Genomic DNA, 16464 nt, shown 5'->3' on the forward strand with positions numbered 1-16464 from the left:
TTCGCCCCCGCAGTCTGGATTGCGAATACGCCATGACCTTGCAGTACCCTACAATCGCCGATTGCGTCGGCAACACGCCCCTGGTCCGCTTGCAACGCATGGCGGGTGACACCAGCAATACCCTGTTGCTCAAGCTCGAAGGCAACAACCCGGCCGGCTCCGTCAAGGATCGCCCGGCGCTGTCGATGATCACCCGCGCCGAACTGCGCGGGCAGATCAAGCCCGGCGACACCCTGATCGAAGCCACCTCGGGTAACACCGGCATCGCCCTGGCCATGGCCGCGGCGATCAAGGGTTACAAGATGGTGTTGATCATGCCCGACAACGGCAGCGCCGAGCGCAAGGCGGCAATGACCGCCTATGGCGCCCAACTGATCCTGGTCACCCAGGAAGAAGGCATGGAAGGCGCCCGCGACCTCGCCGAGCGTATGGCGGCCGAAGGCCGTGGCGTGGTGCTGGACCAGTTCGCCAACGGTGACAACCCCGAAGCGCACTACACCAGCACCGGCCCGGAGATCTGGCGCCAGACCCATGGCACCATCACCCATTTCGTCAGCTCGATGGGCACCACCGGCACCATCATGGGCAACTCGCGCTACCTCAAGGAGCAGAACCCGGCGATCCAGATCGTCGGCCTGCAACCGATGGAAGGCGCGGCCATCCCCGGCATTCGCCGCTGGCCCGAAGAGTATTTGCCGAAGATCTACAACGCGACGCGCGTGGACCGCATCATCGACATGGCCCAACGTGAAGCCGAAGACACCACCCGCCGTCTGGCGCGCGAAGAAGGCATCTTCTGTGGCGTGTCCTCCGGTGGCGCCGTGGCCGGTATGTTGCGTTTGTCCAAAGAAGTTGAAAACGCGGTGATCGTCGCGATCATCTGTGACCGAGGCGACCGTTACCTGTCGACCGGCATCTTCGACGAACCCAACTGATGGCCAAGCACGAGAGAGGCCTGCGCTTCCAACCGACGGGCGGCAGCCGGGCCCCGCAGATTCCGGTAGGCAAGAAACAACGCCTGACCATTGAGCGCCTGGCCAACGACGGCCGTGGCATTGTGTTTTTCGAAGGCCGCACCTGGTTTGTGAGTGGCGCGCTGGCCGGCGAAGAGGTCGAAGCGCGGGTATTGGGCGCCCACGGCAAAGTGGTCGAGGCGCGCACCGAGCGTGTGTTCAAGGCCAGCGAATTGCGCCGCCCGGCACCCTGTGCCCACTTTGGCCGCTGCGGCGGTTGCAGCGTGCAGCATTTGCCCCATGACGAACAACTTGCCCTGAAACAGCGCATGCTCGCCGAGCAACTGTCGCGTGTGGCCGGTGTCGAACCGCAAGAGTGGGCTGCACCTTTGAGTGGTCCGCAGTTCGCTTACCGACGCCGCGCCCGCGTGGCCGTGCGCTGGGATGCCAAAGCGAAAAAACTGGAGGTCGGTTTTCGCGCCGTGGCCAGCCAGGACATCGTCGCCATCGATGATTGCCCGGTGCTGGTACAGGCCTTGCAACCGATCATGCAGCGTTTGCCGAACATGTTGCGCCGCCTGAGCAAACCTCAGGCGCTGGGGCACGTGGAGCTGTTCAGCGGCTCGTCGATTGCGGTGTTGCTGCGGCATATGGCGCCGCTGTCCGAGGCGGACCTGCAGGTATTGAAAGAATTTTGCACCTTCCATGAAGCCCAGTTGTGGCTGCATGGCGAGGGCCAGCCGGAGCCGGTCGACGCGGATTTGACCTTGGGTTATCGGTTGGCGCAGTGGGATTTGGAATTGGCTTATCGGCCGGGCGATTTTGTGCAGGTCAACGCCGGAGTCAACGCGGCGATGGTTGACCAGGCCCTGGAATGGCTGGCGCCACAGCCCGAGGAGCGGGTGCTGGACCTGTTTTGCGGGCTGGGCAACTTTGCCCTGCCGCTGGCGCGCCGGGTGCGCGAAGTGGTCGCGGTAGAAGGCGTGCAGACCATGGTGGACCGGGCGGCGCAGAACGCCGTCAGCAACAATTTGCATAATGTGCAGTTTTTTCAGGCCGATTTGTCCCAGCCTTTGACCGACGCGGAATGGGCCAAACAGGGCTTTTCTGCGGTACTCTTGGACCCACCCCGTGACGGTGCCCTGGAGGTTGTGCGCAAGCTCGCCACCCTGGGCGCGAAGCGCTTGGTGTATGTGTCCTGCAACCCGGCCACGCTGGCGCGGGACACGGTTGAGTTGGTCAAGCAAGGCTACCGGCTAAAACGTGCCGGCATCCTCGACATGTTTCCACAGACAGCTCATGTCGAGGCCATGGCGTTATTTGAAGCGGGCTAGGATGCCCGTTTAATCCGACTGGCCTGTAGTCTCCTGGGCCGTGACCTGTCAGGGAGTTGTACGTAGCCTAAGGTTATGAAGCAGGTCAGCGATGATTTTTGGCGCATCAAAGGTGCGTCGTAGGGAAGGTAAGCAAGATGGTACAGGTGAGAGCACACCAGCCGATCAACACCGACGGCAGTATCAATCTCGAGGCATGGCTGGATCATGCCGTCAGTGTCGACCCGGCACTGGACCGTGAAGCCTTGAAGGCCGCTTGCGAGTTCGCTCGTGAGTCCGAGCAACAGAACAATGCGGCCAAGAACCTGTGGGCGGAAGGCACTTCAAGCTTTCGCACCGGGTTGGAAATCGCCGAGATCCTCGCCGATCTCAAGCTGGACCAGGATTCGCTGATCGCCGCCGTGCTCTATCGCGGCGTACGCGAAGGGCATATCCCGTTGCCGCTGGTCAGCCAGCGTTTCGGCGCAGTGGTCGCCAAGCTGATCGACGGCGTGCTGCGCATGGCCGCCATCAGCGCCAGCCTCAGCCCGCGCCAATCCATGGTGCTGGGCACCCAGGGCCAGGTCGAGAACCTGCGCAAAATGCTCGTGGCCATGGTCGACGACGTGCGCGTCGCGCTGATCAAGCTGGCCGAGCGCACCTGTGCGATCCGTGCGGTCAAGACCGCCGACGACGAAAAGCGCAACCGTGTCGCCCGCGAAGTCTTCGATATCTACGCGCCGCTGGCGCACCGCCTGGGCATCGGCCATATCAAGTGGGAGCTGGAGGACTTGTCCTTCCGTTACCTCGAACCCGATCAATACAAACAGATTGCCACGCTGCTGCACGAGCGGCGGCTCGACCGTGAGCGCTTTATCACCGACGTGATGGGCCAGCTGCGTTCCGAGTTGCAGGCCACCGGCGTCGACGCCGACATCAGCGGCCGGGCCAAACACATCTATTCGATCTGGCGCAAAATGCAGCGCAAGGGCCTGGCGTTCAGCCAGATCTACGACGTGCGCGCCGTGCGCGTGCTGGTGCCGGAAATGCGCGACTGCTACACCGCGCTGGGTATCGTGCACACCTTGTGGCGGCACATTCCCAAGGAGTTCGACGACTACATTGCCAACCCCAAGGAAAATGGCTATCGCTCGCTGCACACCGCGGTGATCGGCCCTGAGGGCAAGGTGCTGGAAGTGCAGATTCGCACCCACGCCATGCACGAAGAGGCTGAGCTTGGGGTGTGCGCGCACTGGCGCTACAAGGGCACCGACGTCAAGGCCGGGTCCAACCAGTACGAAGAGAAAATCTCCTGGCTGCGCCAAGTGCTGGAATGGCACGAAGAACTCGGCGACATCGGCGGCCTGGCCGAACAGCTGCGCGTGGATATCGAGCCGGATCGCGTCTATATCTTCACCCCCGACGGGCACGCCATCGACTTGCCCAAGGGCGCTACGCCGCTGGATTTTGCTTACCGCGTGCACACCGAAATCGGCCACAACTGCCGGGGCGCCAAGATCAACGGGCGCATCGTGCCGCTCAACTACAGCCTGCAGACCGGTGAACAGGTCGAGATCATCACCAGTAAACACGGCACGCCGAGCCGCGACTGGCTGAACCCGAACCTGGGCTACATCACCACGTCGCGGGCACGGGCGAAGATCGTCCACTGGTTCAAATTGCAGGCGCGCGACCAGAACGTCGCCGCCGGTAAAACCCTGCTCGAACGTGAATTGGCACGCCTGGGCTTGCCACAGGTGGACTTCGACAAGCTGGCCGAAAAGGCCAATATGAAGATCGCCGAAGACATGTTCGCCGCCCTCGGCGCCGGCGATTTGCGCCTGGCGCAGCTGGTCAACCTGGCGCAACAGCTGGTCGAGCCGGAGCGCGGCAGCGAGCAACTGGAGCTGATCCCACGCAAAGCCACCGGCTACAAACCGGGCAAGCGTGGCGATATCCAGATCCAGGGCGTGGGCAACCTGATGACGCAAATGGCCGGTTGCTGCCAGCCGTTGCCGGGGGATGCCATCGTCGGTTACATCACTCAAGGCCGTGGCGTGAGCATTCACCGCCAGGATTGCGCCTCGGTGCTGCAACTGGGCGGGCGCGAGCCGGAGCGCATCATCCAGGTCAGCTGGGGCCCGGTGCCGGTGCTCACCTACCCGGTGGACATCATCATTCGCGCCTACGACCGTTCCGGTTTGCTGCGTGACGTGTCGCAAGTGCTGCTCAATGAGCGGATCAACGTGCTGACGGTCAACACCCGTTCGAACAAAGAGGACAACACCGCGTTGATGTCCCTGACCATCGAGATTCCGGGGCTGGACGCACTGGGGCGGTTGCTGGGGCGGATTTCCCAGTTGCCGAACATCATTGAGACGCGGCGTAATCGCACACCTTGATGCGCTCTGAAAATGTGTGTTGGCTGCTTTATGTGAGAGCTGGCTTGCCTGCGATGGGATCGCCTCGGTCTGCCCGCTAGACCGAGTCGTTTGCATCGCAGGCAAGCCAGCTCCCACACAAGCCAGCTTCCACAGGAAGCGGACAGAGATTGACTGATGTATTCACTTGAAGACCTGCTGCACCTGATGAACCGCCTGCGCGACCCCCAATACGGGTGCCCGTGGGACATCAAGCAAACCTACGCGACCATCGTCCCGCACACCCTGGAAGAAGCCTACGAAGTCGCCGACGCCATCGAGCGCGGTGACTTCGATCACCTGCAAGGTGAGCTCGGCGACCTGCTGTTTCAGGTGGTGTATTACAGCCAGCTGGCGCGGGAAGAAGGGCGCTTCGAATTTGCCGGGGTGGTCGACAGCATCACCCGCAAGCTGATCCGTCGCCATCCCCACGTGTTCCCTACCGGCGATCTTTACGCGCCATTGGATATTCCGCAGTTGAGCGAAGAGCAGGTCAAGGCGCGCTGGGAGCAGATCAAGGCTGAAGAGCGCGCGGAAAAGTCCGACGCGCCGCAGCAATTATCCCTGCTGGATGATGTGCCCATGGCCTTGCCATCGCTGTCTCGCGCCGCCAAATTGCAAAAGCGCGCCAGCCAGGTCGGCTTCGACTGGCCGGCCGCCTTGCCGGTCGTGGATAACGTGCGCGAAGAGTTGGATGAAGTGCTCGAAGCCATGGCCGATAACGACTCGGTGGCCATCGCCGATGAAGTCGGTGACCTGCTGTTTGCGGCGGTCAACCTGGCCCGTCATCTCAAGGTTGACCCGGAAGCCGCGCTGCGTGGCGCCAATGCCAAGTTCGAACGACGTTTCCGATTTATCGAACAGGCATTGCGCGACACGCACCAATCCATAGAAGATTGCACCCTCGAAACGTTGGACGCCCTGTGGGGCGAAGCCAAACGTCAGGAAAAGAATGTGTCCAGCTGCGGTTGAGCAGTTGCCTAAGTGAGTAAGCACCATGAGCCTTTCCCTTCGCGACCAGTTGCTCAAAGCAGGTCTGGTTAACCAAAAGCAGGCCAAGCAGGTCGGCAAAGAGAAGCAGAAGCAGCAGCGCCTGGTCCATAAAGGCCAGGCCGAAGTTGATGACACCCAGGCGCGTTTGGCTGCCGAGGCACACGCCGAGAAGGTCAAGCGCGATCAGGAGCTGAACCGCCAGCAGCAGGAAAAAGCCGAGGCCAAGGCCCGTACGGCCCAGGTCAAACAATTGATCGAGACCTCGCGCCTGCCCAAGCTGACGACCGAGGACTACTACAACTTTGTCGACGACAAGAAGGTCAAGCGCCTGTCGGTCAACACCTTGATGCGCAACAAACTGAGCAACGGCTCCCTGGCGATCGTGCATCACGGTGGCAGCTACGAGGTGATCCCGCGTGAAGCGGCGCTGAAGATCCAGGAACGTGCGCCGGAGCGTATCGTGCAGCTCAACATCCTCACCGAAAGCCAAGTGCCGGATGAGGATGATCCGTACGCCGCCTACCAGATCCCGGATGATCTGATGTGGTAAGGCTGTAGAAACAACCTGTGGTGAAGGGCTTGCCCTGTGCCAATAAACACAAACCCCGCTCAAAAGGCGGGGTTTGTGTTTTAACCAGTAGCGTCAGCCGATCACCAATCCACTGCGTAACTCAGGCTGAAGGTACGACCTTCGGCATTCGGGTACGGCGCACGCGCGTTGGCCTGGGCGAACATGTTCTGGTAGTTGCGGTTGGTGAGGTTGTACACCGCACCTTCGAGGCGACCTACCGGCAACCTTACCGAACCCAACAGGTCGGCCAGCGTGTAGCCTTTGATGTCGCGGCCGTTGTTGTCTTTGAACGCGGCGTCATAGTCAGCCAGGCGCATGCCTTGCAGGCGCAGGCTGTAGTCGCCACGGTCGTAGCCGATAAAGGCGGTGGTCTTGGCAGGTGAGATACGTGTGGCCGGCAGGTCGATCCATTTGCCGTTCTGCTGGGTCTCGCCTTTGGCGTACGCGTAAGTACCGCCGACCGACCATTGATCGGTGAAGTTGTACGTCAGGCTGGTTTCAATGCCGCGCACACGCTCTTTCTGATTGATCAGGCGCAGTACCCGGTCATTGGCGTCATAGAACTGGGTGACGTCCGAAGTGTTTTCATACGCCGTGACGTTGGCCAGCCACTTGTCCCAATTGCCACGCCAGCCCAGCTCGTAGCTGTCGACCTTCAGCGCCTGGGCATTCAGGTTTTGAATGTCGTACTTGCTGTTCACGTCACGCAGGAAGCGCTGGATATCCGGCAGGGAAAAGCCCTGGCTGAAATTGACGAACACATCCTGGTTTTCGCTCAGGTGATACACAGCACCGAGGTTATAGAGGGTGTCATCGTACTTGAGCGTGCCGCCCGGCAGTGTCGCGCGATTGCCGGTCTGGACGATCTCGCCATACGCGATGCTGTCGGAAACCTCGCTCTCGATCCACTCGCGGCGTACGCCGCCACGCAGGGTCCAGTCACCGATGTCGTAGGACAGTTGACCAAAGATGGCCTTGGTGGCGGTGGCGATGTCCGGGCCCATTTCGAACGTGGTGCCGGTCTTGGTGTAGGTCAGGCCGTTGACGCGGTATTGGTCGCCGCGCTGGCGTGAGGTTTCATGGTCATAGTCGGCACCCCAGACCAGGTTGCCGGTGGCCGGGCCGATATCCGGCATTTGCGTATCGATCGCCGCGCGCAGGCCGTAGACATCCTGCACGCTGTTGTTGTCGGATATCCCGGCGCGGCCACGCGACAGGTCCGGGAAGAACAACGCGTCGGCACGCCGCCAGTAACTTTCCACCTGCAGGCCCTGACCGTAGAAATCCTTGTCGGTGTAGTTAAGGTTGACCGCCTGGTTGTGGGTGAAGGGTTGGTCGTCCAGGTCCAGGCCTTTGACTGCGACGGCGGTACCGGCGTTACGTGGGTTCTTGGTGTAGCGCGTGTCTTGTTCGTCTTTGTAGTCTTGCAGCGACAGGCTGATCTTCTTGTCGTCATCCAGCTCGTAGCCGAAGCGACCTTGCAGGTCATAGGTGTCGGTGTCCATGTTGCTGCCCTGGGACGTGTCCTGGGGAATGCGTTTTCCGTTGCCGTCGAACTGATCGTTGCGTTGCACGTAGTTGCCCGAAAGGTACCAGTCCACAGGGCCTTGACGGCCCGTTGCGCTCTGGAAGCCCTCGTAGGAGAACCCTTTGTGGCTGAAGTTGTTGCCGGCGGTCATGCCGATTTTGCTGCTGAAGGCCAGGTCTTCACCTTTGTTGCGCTTGGTGATGATGTTGATGATGCCGCCTGACGCACCTGCACCGTAGACACTGCTCGCGCCGGAGATAACCTCGATACGCTCGATGCTTTCCGGTGCCACGCTGTTGAGCTGGCGGAAGTTATCGCGCGTGGCGTTCTGGGACACGCCATCGATCAGGATCAACGTGTTGCGCCCGCGAAGCGTCTGGCCGAAGTTGCTCATGCCACCACTGGACGGCGCAATACCCGGCACCAATTGCCCGAGGATATCCGCAACCCGGCGTCCCGCGCCTGCCTGCTGGCGGATCTGGTCTTCGCTGATGACCTGCACAGAGCCTGGAATCCCCGCAATGCTGGTTTCATTGCGCGTGGCCGAGACCACGGTCGCCTGCAGTTGCAGGTTGGTCGGCGCTGCCTGGGTTTCTTCAACCTGATCGGCCCAGGCTGGGCCGCTCATGGATCCGAGCAGGGGCAGCAGGACTGCCAGTTGCGATTTGTTCATGACCTTGCCTTTCAGTTATTAGAAGTATTGACAGAAAAACCGGATGTCTCGGGTGTTCGGGTGAACGAACGGATGGCACGGATACCCACGGCGGCCAAGGCATACGTGAGTGCCACCAGCCAGAAGCTGTGCGCCAGGCCCACCATTGCCATGCCGATACCGCCCATCAAGGCGCCGCACAGCGCGCCGGCCTTGGCGGCGCTGTTGCCCATGCCCAGGGCAAAACCTTGCTGGCTGGGCGCAACGGTATTGGCGATCAACGTGTAGGCGACGGGCAGCAAGGCGCCTTGCCACACGCCCCACAGCAACCGGCTGGCAAGGAAACCCAGCCATTCGTTGGCCATCGCCGTGAACGCAAGCGTCAAGGCGCAGGCCCACGTGACCCATTCGATGATGCGCAGCGTGTGTGCCGGTTGATGTCGGTCAAACAGCCGGCCCCAAAGCGGCGCGGACAGTGCCAGCGTGAGTGCGCTGGCGGCATAGCTGGCGCCGATCAACCAGGCGGGTGCCTTTAGCACATCGGCGACGTACAAGGCGTAAAACGGCTGGGGCATCATCTTGGCGGCCTGAATCAATACGATGATCCCCAGCATTGCGCCCAGCCAGCCTTTGGGCAGCGCGGCAGGCGCGGATGTGCGGGTTGGCCGCGAGCGCGGTGCATCGCTGGGCAGGAACACGCTGAGCACTGCGCAGCCCAGGCACACGGCGGTGGCGCTGTAGCACAGCAGGGCGAAGCCCGAGACATCCATCAGCCAGCCGCCCAACACCGGCCCCGCCAGTGACCCCACGGCGGTTGCCGATTGCAGCCGAGCCAGAATATGCCCGCGCCCGTCATCACCACAGCAGGCGAGCGCATAGGCTTGGGCCGCCGCGATGAAGCCGGCCAGCGCACCTTGCGCCACTCGGATCACCACCAGCAGCCACGGATCGAAGGTGACAGCGGCCAGCGCCTGGCATACCGCCAACGCCAGCAGCGCGCGAATGATCATCGGCTTGTGACCGGTACGGTCGCCCAGGCGCCCCCACATTGGCGTCAGGATCATCGCTGCCATCATCGGCCCGGCGTACACCAGCGAAGACAGCAGGCCGGTGTACTGGGCGTTGGCCGCGCCCAGCAACTTCTGGATCTGCAACGGCCAGAAGGGGCCGCTCATTTCCATGGCTCCCATCGACACCAGTTGAATCACCACCAGCAGCCGCAGCGCGGTGGGGTTAGCTGCCATCGGCGGCGGCACTCAGCGGGTTGGGCAGGCGCCCGACGATATCGGCATGGCTTTCCAGCAGGCGCATGCGCATGAACGACTTGGCGGGCCAGTCCTGCTCCAGCAGCGCTTCGCGCTCGGTTGCCCAACGCTGGGGTTCGACCTGGGTGCGCAAGTCGTCGAAACACTGGCTGACCTGGGCCGACAGTTCATCCCAAAGCAACGCCTGGGGGATGTCGAAGTGGCGGGCACTGAGCAATACCAGTTCGCCCAGGTGGCACATGAATACCGTGTGCAGCAACTTGTCACGTACAAAACCCGCGTCGTCGTACAGGGTCATCCTGGGGTCGTGCAGTTCGATGTCCAGGCCATGGGCGTGCAAGGTTTTGCGGTCGATGCGGATATCACCGAAGTCACGCAACAGCAGGCGGCTCAGGTGCCCGTCTGCGGCCATGACCATGAAGGAGTTCTGCTGGTGGGCCTCGAAGGCAACGCCATAGCGCAGGTACATGCCCAGCAGTGCCGGAACGGCGATCGCGGCATAGTCGCGAAAGAACGCCAGCATGGCATCGGCGTCGTCCTGGCCTTTGCTCAGGCGCACCCATTGCCTCAGCAGCGGCTGGCCGTGCTGGTCGATGGCAAACAGACTGCCGACGGGCACCGCCATTTCGCCCGGTTGGAGCAGGCTCTGGGGATTGTCGCGGTAGAGAACCGCCAAGTGGCGGGCGTGTTCATCGTTGGCCGGTTGAGGCTTGAAGTGCACGCCGATCCGCTCGGGGACGATGCTGAGGATTTGCGCAATGGCAGGCTCGCGCTCAAGGATCGTCAGCAGCAAGTGGCTGATCCGCGGGCCCATGCGCGCCGAGCGCGGCGAAACCGTGCGCTGCACACTGGTCAGGCGCAGTGAGACCGGGAGTTTGACCATCGGCGCGTCGCAGCTGCCTTCAGGCAGGACAGTCCTGAATGACATGGTCGGGTGGGCGGTAAATGCGACGATATCGGTCAGCACCAGCAGCTTGTCACCGATTTCGTTGGCGAACAGTTGGGGTAATTCCTGACGGGCCTGCCAAGGGTGCGTTGGCAGCGGCAGGTAGTCATCCGCTTCAAGACCCTGTGCTGCAAGCGTTGCAGTCAATTGCCGGGCAGCCTGTGGAAAGTGCTGTTGCCACCACTGCCAGTAATCCGCGGTATCGGCCAATACTTCCACATGCGCGTATTGGCGATGCAGCGCGCAAAGCAATACCGGGAAGCGTGCTTCGAACTCCGGTGAAAAGTCGATCACCTGGTCGGTGGCCAAGCCCAGCTTGGTTTTGTAGTTGGGGTGCCATGGGTGGCCCAGCGTGCCCCATTGTTCAAGCACGGACGTGGCGTTGGTCACGCTTGCATCGTGCTTGAGATGGCTCAGCAGATTGTGTTGGTGGGCCGGGTCCATGGCCGCGTGCAGCTTGAGCGTCCACTGCTCGTGAAAGGCCAGGCACAGCGTGTCGTTGACAAAGCTGTCATCGATTTCGGTGTTGAGGCGGCTCAGCACCTCAATATCGGCTGATGATTCGAGGCTGCTGTTAAGCAGGGTCAGCAGTTGCGATGGGAATTGAATCTTCTGCTCGGGCTGGCCATCACGCACCAGCATGACCTGGCCACGCAGGTCCCAACTGGCCATACGGCCGGGGCGCAAGTGATCGAAGCGCAGGCGGGTGTGGTCAGGCAGCGCCAGCCAGCAGTGGCCGCGTTCGTCATAGGTGCGCGTGTTGGGGTTCAGCAGGCCTTCACGAAACAGTGCCTGGATCAGGCGCTGGAAACTGCGCTCGGCGGCGGGCGCCAGGGTGTTGATCAGTGAATCAAGGGTGATGTGATTGGCCACGAATTGCGGCGTGGCAAGTGCTTCACCCCAGCGCTCAAGCAGTGATTTTTCCGGCGTGCTGTTGTGTCCATGCATCAAGTCGAATTCCTTATCCGTGGTCCTGGGTGAAGGGCGCGCGAATGGTATCGAGAACTATTACCAAATGTCTATTTTTTGTTACGCTTTTTGCACAAGGATTCTTCGGACGGGGTGGGAGGCGTGACTTACGTACGAGTATTGTGATCAATCAGGCGCGCAGACACCGCCTGGAAGCGTCTGGAACAGGCTAGTTCAGGGGGCTGGGAATGGCTTGTAGTACGCGGACGGGTGCTTTGTAAGATGTGTCTTCTTTGGTACGAGGGCGCAAATGCAAAGGACAATCGCTGCTGATGAAACGCAAAGAACCCGCTCAATGGGCGGGTTCTTTGTGTAGGCGGCCCGGCTGCGTGGGGCCGGGCGTCTAGGCGATATCAGAGTTTCAGGAGCTTTGTGCCTGGCGTTTCATCTCTAGAGATTCGAGCTCGTTTTTATAATTGTGGGCTTCGCTCTCGTCGTGAAACATGCCGACCAGTTGGTCTTGTTGATGGACATCCCAGATGTGAATCCCATGGCCCAGTGCTTCGTGAGACATGTGTGCATCGTCGCGTTCAGTTACTTTTACAGTCATCTGCTTGCTCCAATCTCTGGTTGATCTGCGGCAAGTCGTCGCAGGCCTCTTTTATATGTTTTGTTAGCTTGCTAAGTAAACTGGTTTTGCACGCAACAATTCATTGCGCAAAACGCAACATTGCTGCAGGCCACGTAAACCGAGACATTGCGTCGCAGGGTGCTGAGTTTTATGACAAAAGTTTCATGTTCGGATGGGGTTTAAAGCCATGAGTTGTCTGGGCTGACGTCATCGCAGGCAAGCCAGCTCCCACAATTGAAATGCATGCCAGGGTGGGAGCTGGTTTTGTCTGGGCTGACGTCATTGCAGGCAAGCCGCTCCCACAGTTGAAATGCATGCCAAGGTGGGAGCTGGCTTGCCTGCGATAGCAGTCGAACGTTCAACGCAAAAACAGCAGGCGAAAAAAAGCCCCGCATTCAGCGAGGCTCATTTTTCAGCTCATCAGCCTATCAGCTACCTTTGACAGCCTTGCCGTCAACGGTGCCGTCCAGCAGCATGATGTTGTATTCCTTGCCGTCGGTTTCTACCTGGCGCAGGGCAACCAGGATGCCGCCCCAGTCCTTGGCGAACCACATTTGGGTGATGCGCTTGCTCTGCGACGGGTCGCGCACGCGCTCAACCTTGATCGCGTCAATGGTGCCGGCTTTGGTCTGGACCTTTTCCGGGCCGATCACGCGAAAATCGTAGGTGTCGACGTCGGTGCCTTCGACTACGCGGTAGCTCATGCTTTTCTTGCCGGCGGCAACGTCGCGCTGCAGGGCAAGCTGGTAAGTCGACTTGTCGAGCATGCCGCTTTCAAGGGTGACGTTGACCGGGTCCTTGTTTTCGAAGCCGGTGACCTTGTTGGTCGCGTGGTCGAAATCGAGGTTGATCTTCTTAGCCTTGCCCAGGCCACCGCGCTCGAAGGTGTAGCTTTTCGGTTGCAGGGCGTCCTTGTCGAAACTGATCACGCTGGTTTCGGTGAGGCTGGCGATCATCATGGACGCCTTGAAATTCAGGGTCCAGGAGCCATTGTCATTCTTGGTCAGGCTGCGTTCGGCCGAACCACTCATGGGCAACTGTTTCCAGTCGGCGGTGTAGCTGGCGGAGAAAGGGTGAAGGTCTGCTGCTTGCACGGCTGGCAAGGCGAACAGCGCAAAAGCGAAGAGCAAGGCGCGACGCATAAAATCTCCTAGGTTCGAATCAAGTGGCCGCTGGCCGCGAGTAACTGACCGTCCAATAATGCACCCTGTTCACCAAGAATCAATCGCCCCTCGGCAAACCAGCGAACAGCCAGCGGGTAAATCCTGTGTTCCTGGGTATGAACCCGTTGCGCAAGCGTCTGCGCTGAGTCCGCAGACTCTACCGGAACTACTGCCTGTACGACCAGAGGCCCGCCATCGAGTTCCTCGGTGACGAAGTGCACGCTGCAGCCGTGCTCTGTGTCGCCGGCCTCGAGGGCGCGTTGGTGCGTATGTAACCCTTTGTATTTTGGCAGCAGGGAAGGGTGGATATTGAGCAGGCGCCCCTGGTAATGCCGAACGAAATCAGCGCTGAGAATGCGCATGAAACCGGCGAGGACCACGAGTTTGGGGTTGAAGGCGTCGATCAGTTCGATCAAGGCGCTATCGAAGGCCTCTCGGCCCTCGAAAGCCTTGTGATCCAGGGAGCGGGTATCGATACCTGCGTCCCTGGCGCGTTGCAGGCCGTAGGCGTCGCTGCGGTTGGAGATCACCGCAGCGATGCGCACCGGGCTGTCGCCGGTACGCGTGCTGTCGATCAGGGCCTGCAAGTTACTGCCGGTGCCGGAGAGCAGCACCACGACATCACAGGTCTGAGGCATCAGTGAGCCTTGAGGTTCTTCAGTTCAACCTGAGCCGCGCCTTCTGGAGCGGTGGCGATCTGGCCGATGACCCAAGGCTGCTCGCCGGCTTCACGCAGTACGTTCAGCGCAGTTTCAACGTGCTCTTGCGCCACGCAGATGACCATGCCCACGCCGCAGTTCAGCACGCGGTGCATTTCGGTCTCGTTGACGTTGCCTTTCTCTTGCAGCCAATCGAACACGGCAGGGCGAGTCCAGCTGGCCACGTCGACAATCGCCTGGGCGCCTTTAGGCAGCACGCGCGGGATGTTGTCCAGCAGGCCGCCGCCAGTGATGTGGGCCATGGCTTTGACGGCGCCGGTGTCCTTGATCAGCTTGAGCAGTGGCTTGACGTAGATGCGCGTCGGGGCCATCAGCAGGTCGGTCAGCGGCTTGCCGTCGAGTTGGGTGTTCTCGATGTCGGCGCCGGACACTTCGATGATCTTGCGGATCAGCGAGTAACCGTTGGAGTGCGGGCCGGACGATGGCAGGGCGAGCAGGGCGTCACCGGCAGCGACTTTGGAGCCGTCGATGATTTCGGATTTTTCGACAACACCGACGCAGAAACCGGCCAGGTCGTAGTCTTCGCCTTCGTACATGCCTGGCATTTCAGCGGTTTCGCCGCCGACCAGGGAGCAACCCGACAGTTCGCAGCCGGCGCCAATGCCGGTCACGACTTGGGTCGCGGTCTCGACGTTGAGCTTGCCGGTGGCGTAGTAGTCGAGGAAGAACAGCGGCTCGGCACCGCAGACCACCAGGTCGTTGACGCACATGGCGACCAGGTCGATGCCGATGCTGTCGTGCTTGTTCAGGTTCAAGGCCAGGCGCAGCTTGGTGCCCACGCCATCGGTGCCGGAAACCAGCACAGGCTGTTTGTAGCCGGCCGGGATTTCGCAGAGGGCGCCAAAACCGCCCAGGCCGCCCATGACTTCGGGGCGCGCAGTGCGCTTGGCGACGCTCTTGATGCGTTCGACCAATGCTTCACCGGCGTCGATGTCTACACCGGCGTCCTTGTAGCTCAGGGAGGGTTGCTTGCTCATGATCCAGGCCTTTAGGGGGGATTTCTGGGTAACGACCGAGCGGCAGGCGCTTTGGATAAAAGGCCCAGCCGTTGACGGTCTGCGAAGGCGCGCGATTTTATCAGGCTTGAGAGGCAGCGGCCATCCTCGGGCCGACGGGCAGGGCTATATAGGTTAAAAAAGCCGGTTAAAAAAATGCTAATCGGCTCTGCCTTGGTGCGTATTAAGGTATAGCCTTTAACCCGCTATCGTTATGACAGTACAAAAACTTGCCGAGACCCGTGAATGTTTTACCGGCCGCTGTGGTCACAGCCATGCCAAGCCGAGTTCGCGCGGTCTGTTCCAGCCGCTAAATTTGTCGTTCGGGAATCTTTCATGCGTCTGTGTAAATTCTTCTTTGTAGGCTGCTTGTCGTTGGTCAGCCTGGCGAGTCATGCCGAAACCCTCAATGGCCTCTATCAAGTGCTTGAGCCGGTCAGCAGCCAGTCGCCCCAGGAGCGCGACCAGGCCACCCAGCGCGCGGTGCAAACCCTGGTGATTCGCCTGACCGGTGACGCCAAGGCCGCCGACGGCCCGGGCCTGGCGGCGATTCGCAAAGACCCGCAGCAAATCATCAGCCAGTACGGCTACGACGCCGGCCCGCCGGAAAGCCTGCAAGTGGACTTCGACCCGGTCAGCACCGATCGCGCCCTGCGTGAAGCGGGCCTGTCGATCTGGGGCAGCAATCGGCCGTCGATTCTCGGCTGGTGGCTGAATGACTCAACCGAAGGCAGCAGCCTGGTCGGTGATGGTCAGGCAATTGCCGGTGCCCTGCGTCGCGCGGCGCAACACCGTGGCTTGCCATTGCGCTTGCCGCTGGGCGACCTGGATGAACAAGTCGTCGCCACTGCACCGAATCTCGAAAGCGCCGACGCCACGCCGTTGCGCGCAGCCTCCGAGCGCTACGGCGCCGACGCGTTGCTCGCCGTACACGCGCGTCAGGAAGGGAATCAATGGCAGGCCAAATGGCGCCTCTGGCTGGGCGACAAAAGTGAGCAGGGCACTGCCCAAGGTGCCGACACCGCCGCCGTGGCCGATGCCGTGTTGCTGGCCGTCAGCCAAAAGCTGGCGCCACGCTTCGCCGTCAAGCCGGGCGTGAGCAGCGAGCAATTGCTTGAAGTGCAGGGCATGACCCTGGAGCGCTATGCCGCGCTGGGTCATTTGCTCGAACCGTTTGGTGGCCAGCCGCAGCTTGTGGATGGCAACCGCATTGTGTATCGCGTCAACGGCAGTGCCGATCAGTTGCGTACCCAGTTGAGCCTGGCCAAGTTGCAGGAAGTGCCGGCAGGTGAAGCACCTGTCCAGCAGCCAGTGGTGGACGGTACGCAGCCGGCCGCCGCACCTGAGCCGCAGGCGCAACTGCGTTTTCGTTGGTAAAAGTTCTTCCTATATAGATAGAAGCAAAT

At 61.0% G+C, this 16464-nt stretch carries 13 protein-coding genes; 6 read left to right on the top strand and 7 right to left on the bottom strand.

Annotated features, from left to right (window positions below; all coding sequences use genetic code 11):
- The first annotated feature begins 32 nt into the window (after positions 1 to 32).
- The 5 genes from cysM to L8I05_RS01490 all read left to right on the top strand — a co-directional run bounded on the left by cysM (position 33) and on the right by L8I05_RS01490 (position 6229).
- Positions 33 to 935 carry a cysteine synthase CysM gene (gene cysM, locus L8I05_RS01470; protein WP_242166975.1) on the top strand — a complete coding sequence of 301 codons (903 nt, stop codon included), beginning with the start codon at positions 33 to 35 and terminating at the stop codon, positions 933 to 935.
- The gene (gene rlmD / locus L8I05_RS01475; RefSeq protein ID WP_242166976.1) at positions 935 to 2287 is read left to right on the top strand and encodes a 23S rRNA (uracil(1939)-C(5))-methyltransferase RlmD; all 1353 of its coding nucleotides are present in this window, start codon (positions 935 to 937) and stop codon (positions 2285 to 2287) included. Before cysM ends, rlmD begins: the two co-directional genes overlap by 1 nt.
- Before the next feature lie 137 nt (positions 2288 to 2424).
- Entirely contained in the window at positions 2425 to 4668 is a 2244-nt protein-coding gene (gene relA / locus L8I05_RS01480) for a GTP diphosphokinase (protein ID WP_242166977.1), read from the top strand.
- A gap of 156 nt (positions 4669 to 4824) precedes the next feature.
- Positions 4825 to 5658 (top strand): nucleoside triphosphate pyrophosphohydrolase, encoded by an 834-nt coding sequence (gene mazG / locus L8I05_RS01485; RefSeq protein WP_197627218.1) that lies wholly within the window; start codon positions 4825 to 4827, stop codon positions 5656 to 5658.
- A 25-nt stretch (positions 5659 to 5683) separates the two neighbouring features.
- Positions 5684 to 6229 (top strand): DUF2058 domain-containing protein, encoded by a 546-nt coding sequence (locus tag L8I05_RS01490; protein WP_003230516.1) that lies wholly within the window; start codon positions 5684 to 5686, stop codon positions 6227 to 6229.
- 101 nt (positions 6230 to 6330) lie between these two features.
- Here L8I05_RS01490 and L8I05_RS01495 read toward each other — a convergent pair whose 3' ends face one another.
- The 7 genes from L8I05_RS01495 to purM all read right to left on the bottom strand — a co-directional run bounded on the left by L8I05_RS01495 (position 6331) and on the right by purM (position 15040).
- Positions 6331 to 8451, bottom strand: coding sequence for a TonB-dependent receptor (locus L8I05_RS01495; RefSeq protein WP_242166978.1), 2121 nt, complete (start codon positions 8449 to 8451; stop codon positions 6331 to 6333).
- 11 nt (positions 8452 to 8462) lie between these two features.
- Entirely contained in the window at positions 8463 to 9674 is a 1212-nt protein-coding gene (locus L8I05_RS01500; protein ID WP_242166979.1) for an MFS transporter, read from the bottom strand.
- On the bottom strand, positions 9664 to 11589 hold the full coding sequence (locus L8I05_RS01505; RefSeq protein WP_242166980.1) for an IucA/IucC family protein: 1926 nt from the start codon (positions 11587 to 11589) through the stop codon (positions 9664 to 9666). The genes L8I05_RS01500 and L8I05_RS01505 overlap by 11 nt, the downstream gene beginning before the upstream one ends.
- A gap of 382 nt (positions 11590 to 11971) precedes the next feature.
- On the bottom strand, positions 11972 to 12160 hold the full coding sequence (locus L8I05_RS01510) for a hypothetical protein (protein WP_159958720.1): 189 nt from the start codon (positions 12158 to 12160) through the stop codon (positions 11972 to 11974).
- 449 nt (positions 12161 to 12609) lie between these two features.
- On the bottom strand, positions 12610 to 13323 hold the full coding sequence (locus L8I05_RS01515; RefSeq protein WP_159958718.1) for a DUF3108 domain-containing protein: 714 nt from the start codon (positions 13321 to 13323) through the stop codon (positions 12610 to 12612).
- An 8-nt stretch (positions 13324 to 13331) separates the two neighbouring features.
- Positions 13332 to 13982 (bottom strand): phosphoribosylglycinamide formyltransferase, encoded by a 651-nt coding sequence (gene purN / locus L8I05_RS01520; protein WP_197627223.1) that lies wholly within the window; start codon positions 13980 to 13982, stop codon positions 13332 to 13334.
- On the bottom strand, positions 13982 to 15040 hold the full coding sequence (gene purM / locus L8I05_RS01525; protein ID WP_159958714.1) for a phosphoribosylformylglycinamidine cyclo-ligase: 1059 nt from the start codon (positions 15038 to 15040) through the stop codon (positions 13982 to 13984). The genes purN and purM overlap by 1 nt, the downstream gene beginning before the upstream one ends.
- A 354-nt stretch (positions 15041 to 15394) precedes the next feature.
- Between purM and L8I05_RS01530 the strand changes: the two genes are divergently transcribed.
- Positions 15395 to 16435, top strand: coding sequence for a DUF2066 domain-containing protein (locus tag L8I05_RS01530; RefSeq protein WP_242166981.1), 1041 nt, complete (start codon positions 15395 to 15397; stop codon positions 16433 to 16435).
- Positions 16436 to 16464: the final 29 nt, after the last annotated feature.

The sequence above is a fragment of the Pseudomonas sp. MONT-RG-20F-20-E-7-02 genome (assembly GCF_022662395.1).
Lineage (GTDB): Bacteria > Pseudomonadota > Gammaproteobacteria > Pseudomonadales > Pseudomonadaceae > Aquipseudomonas.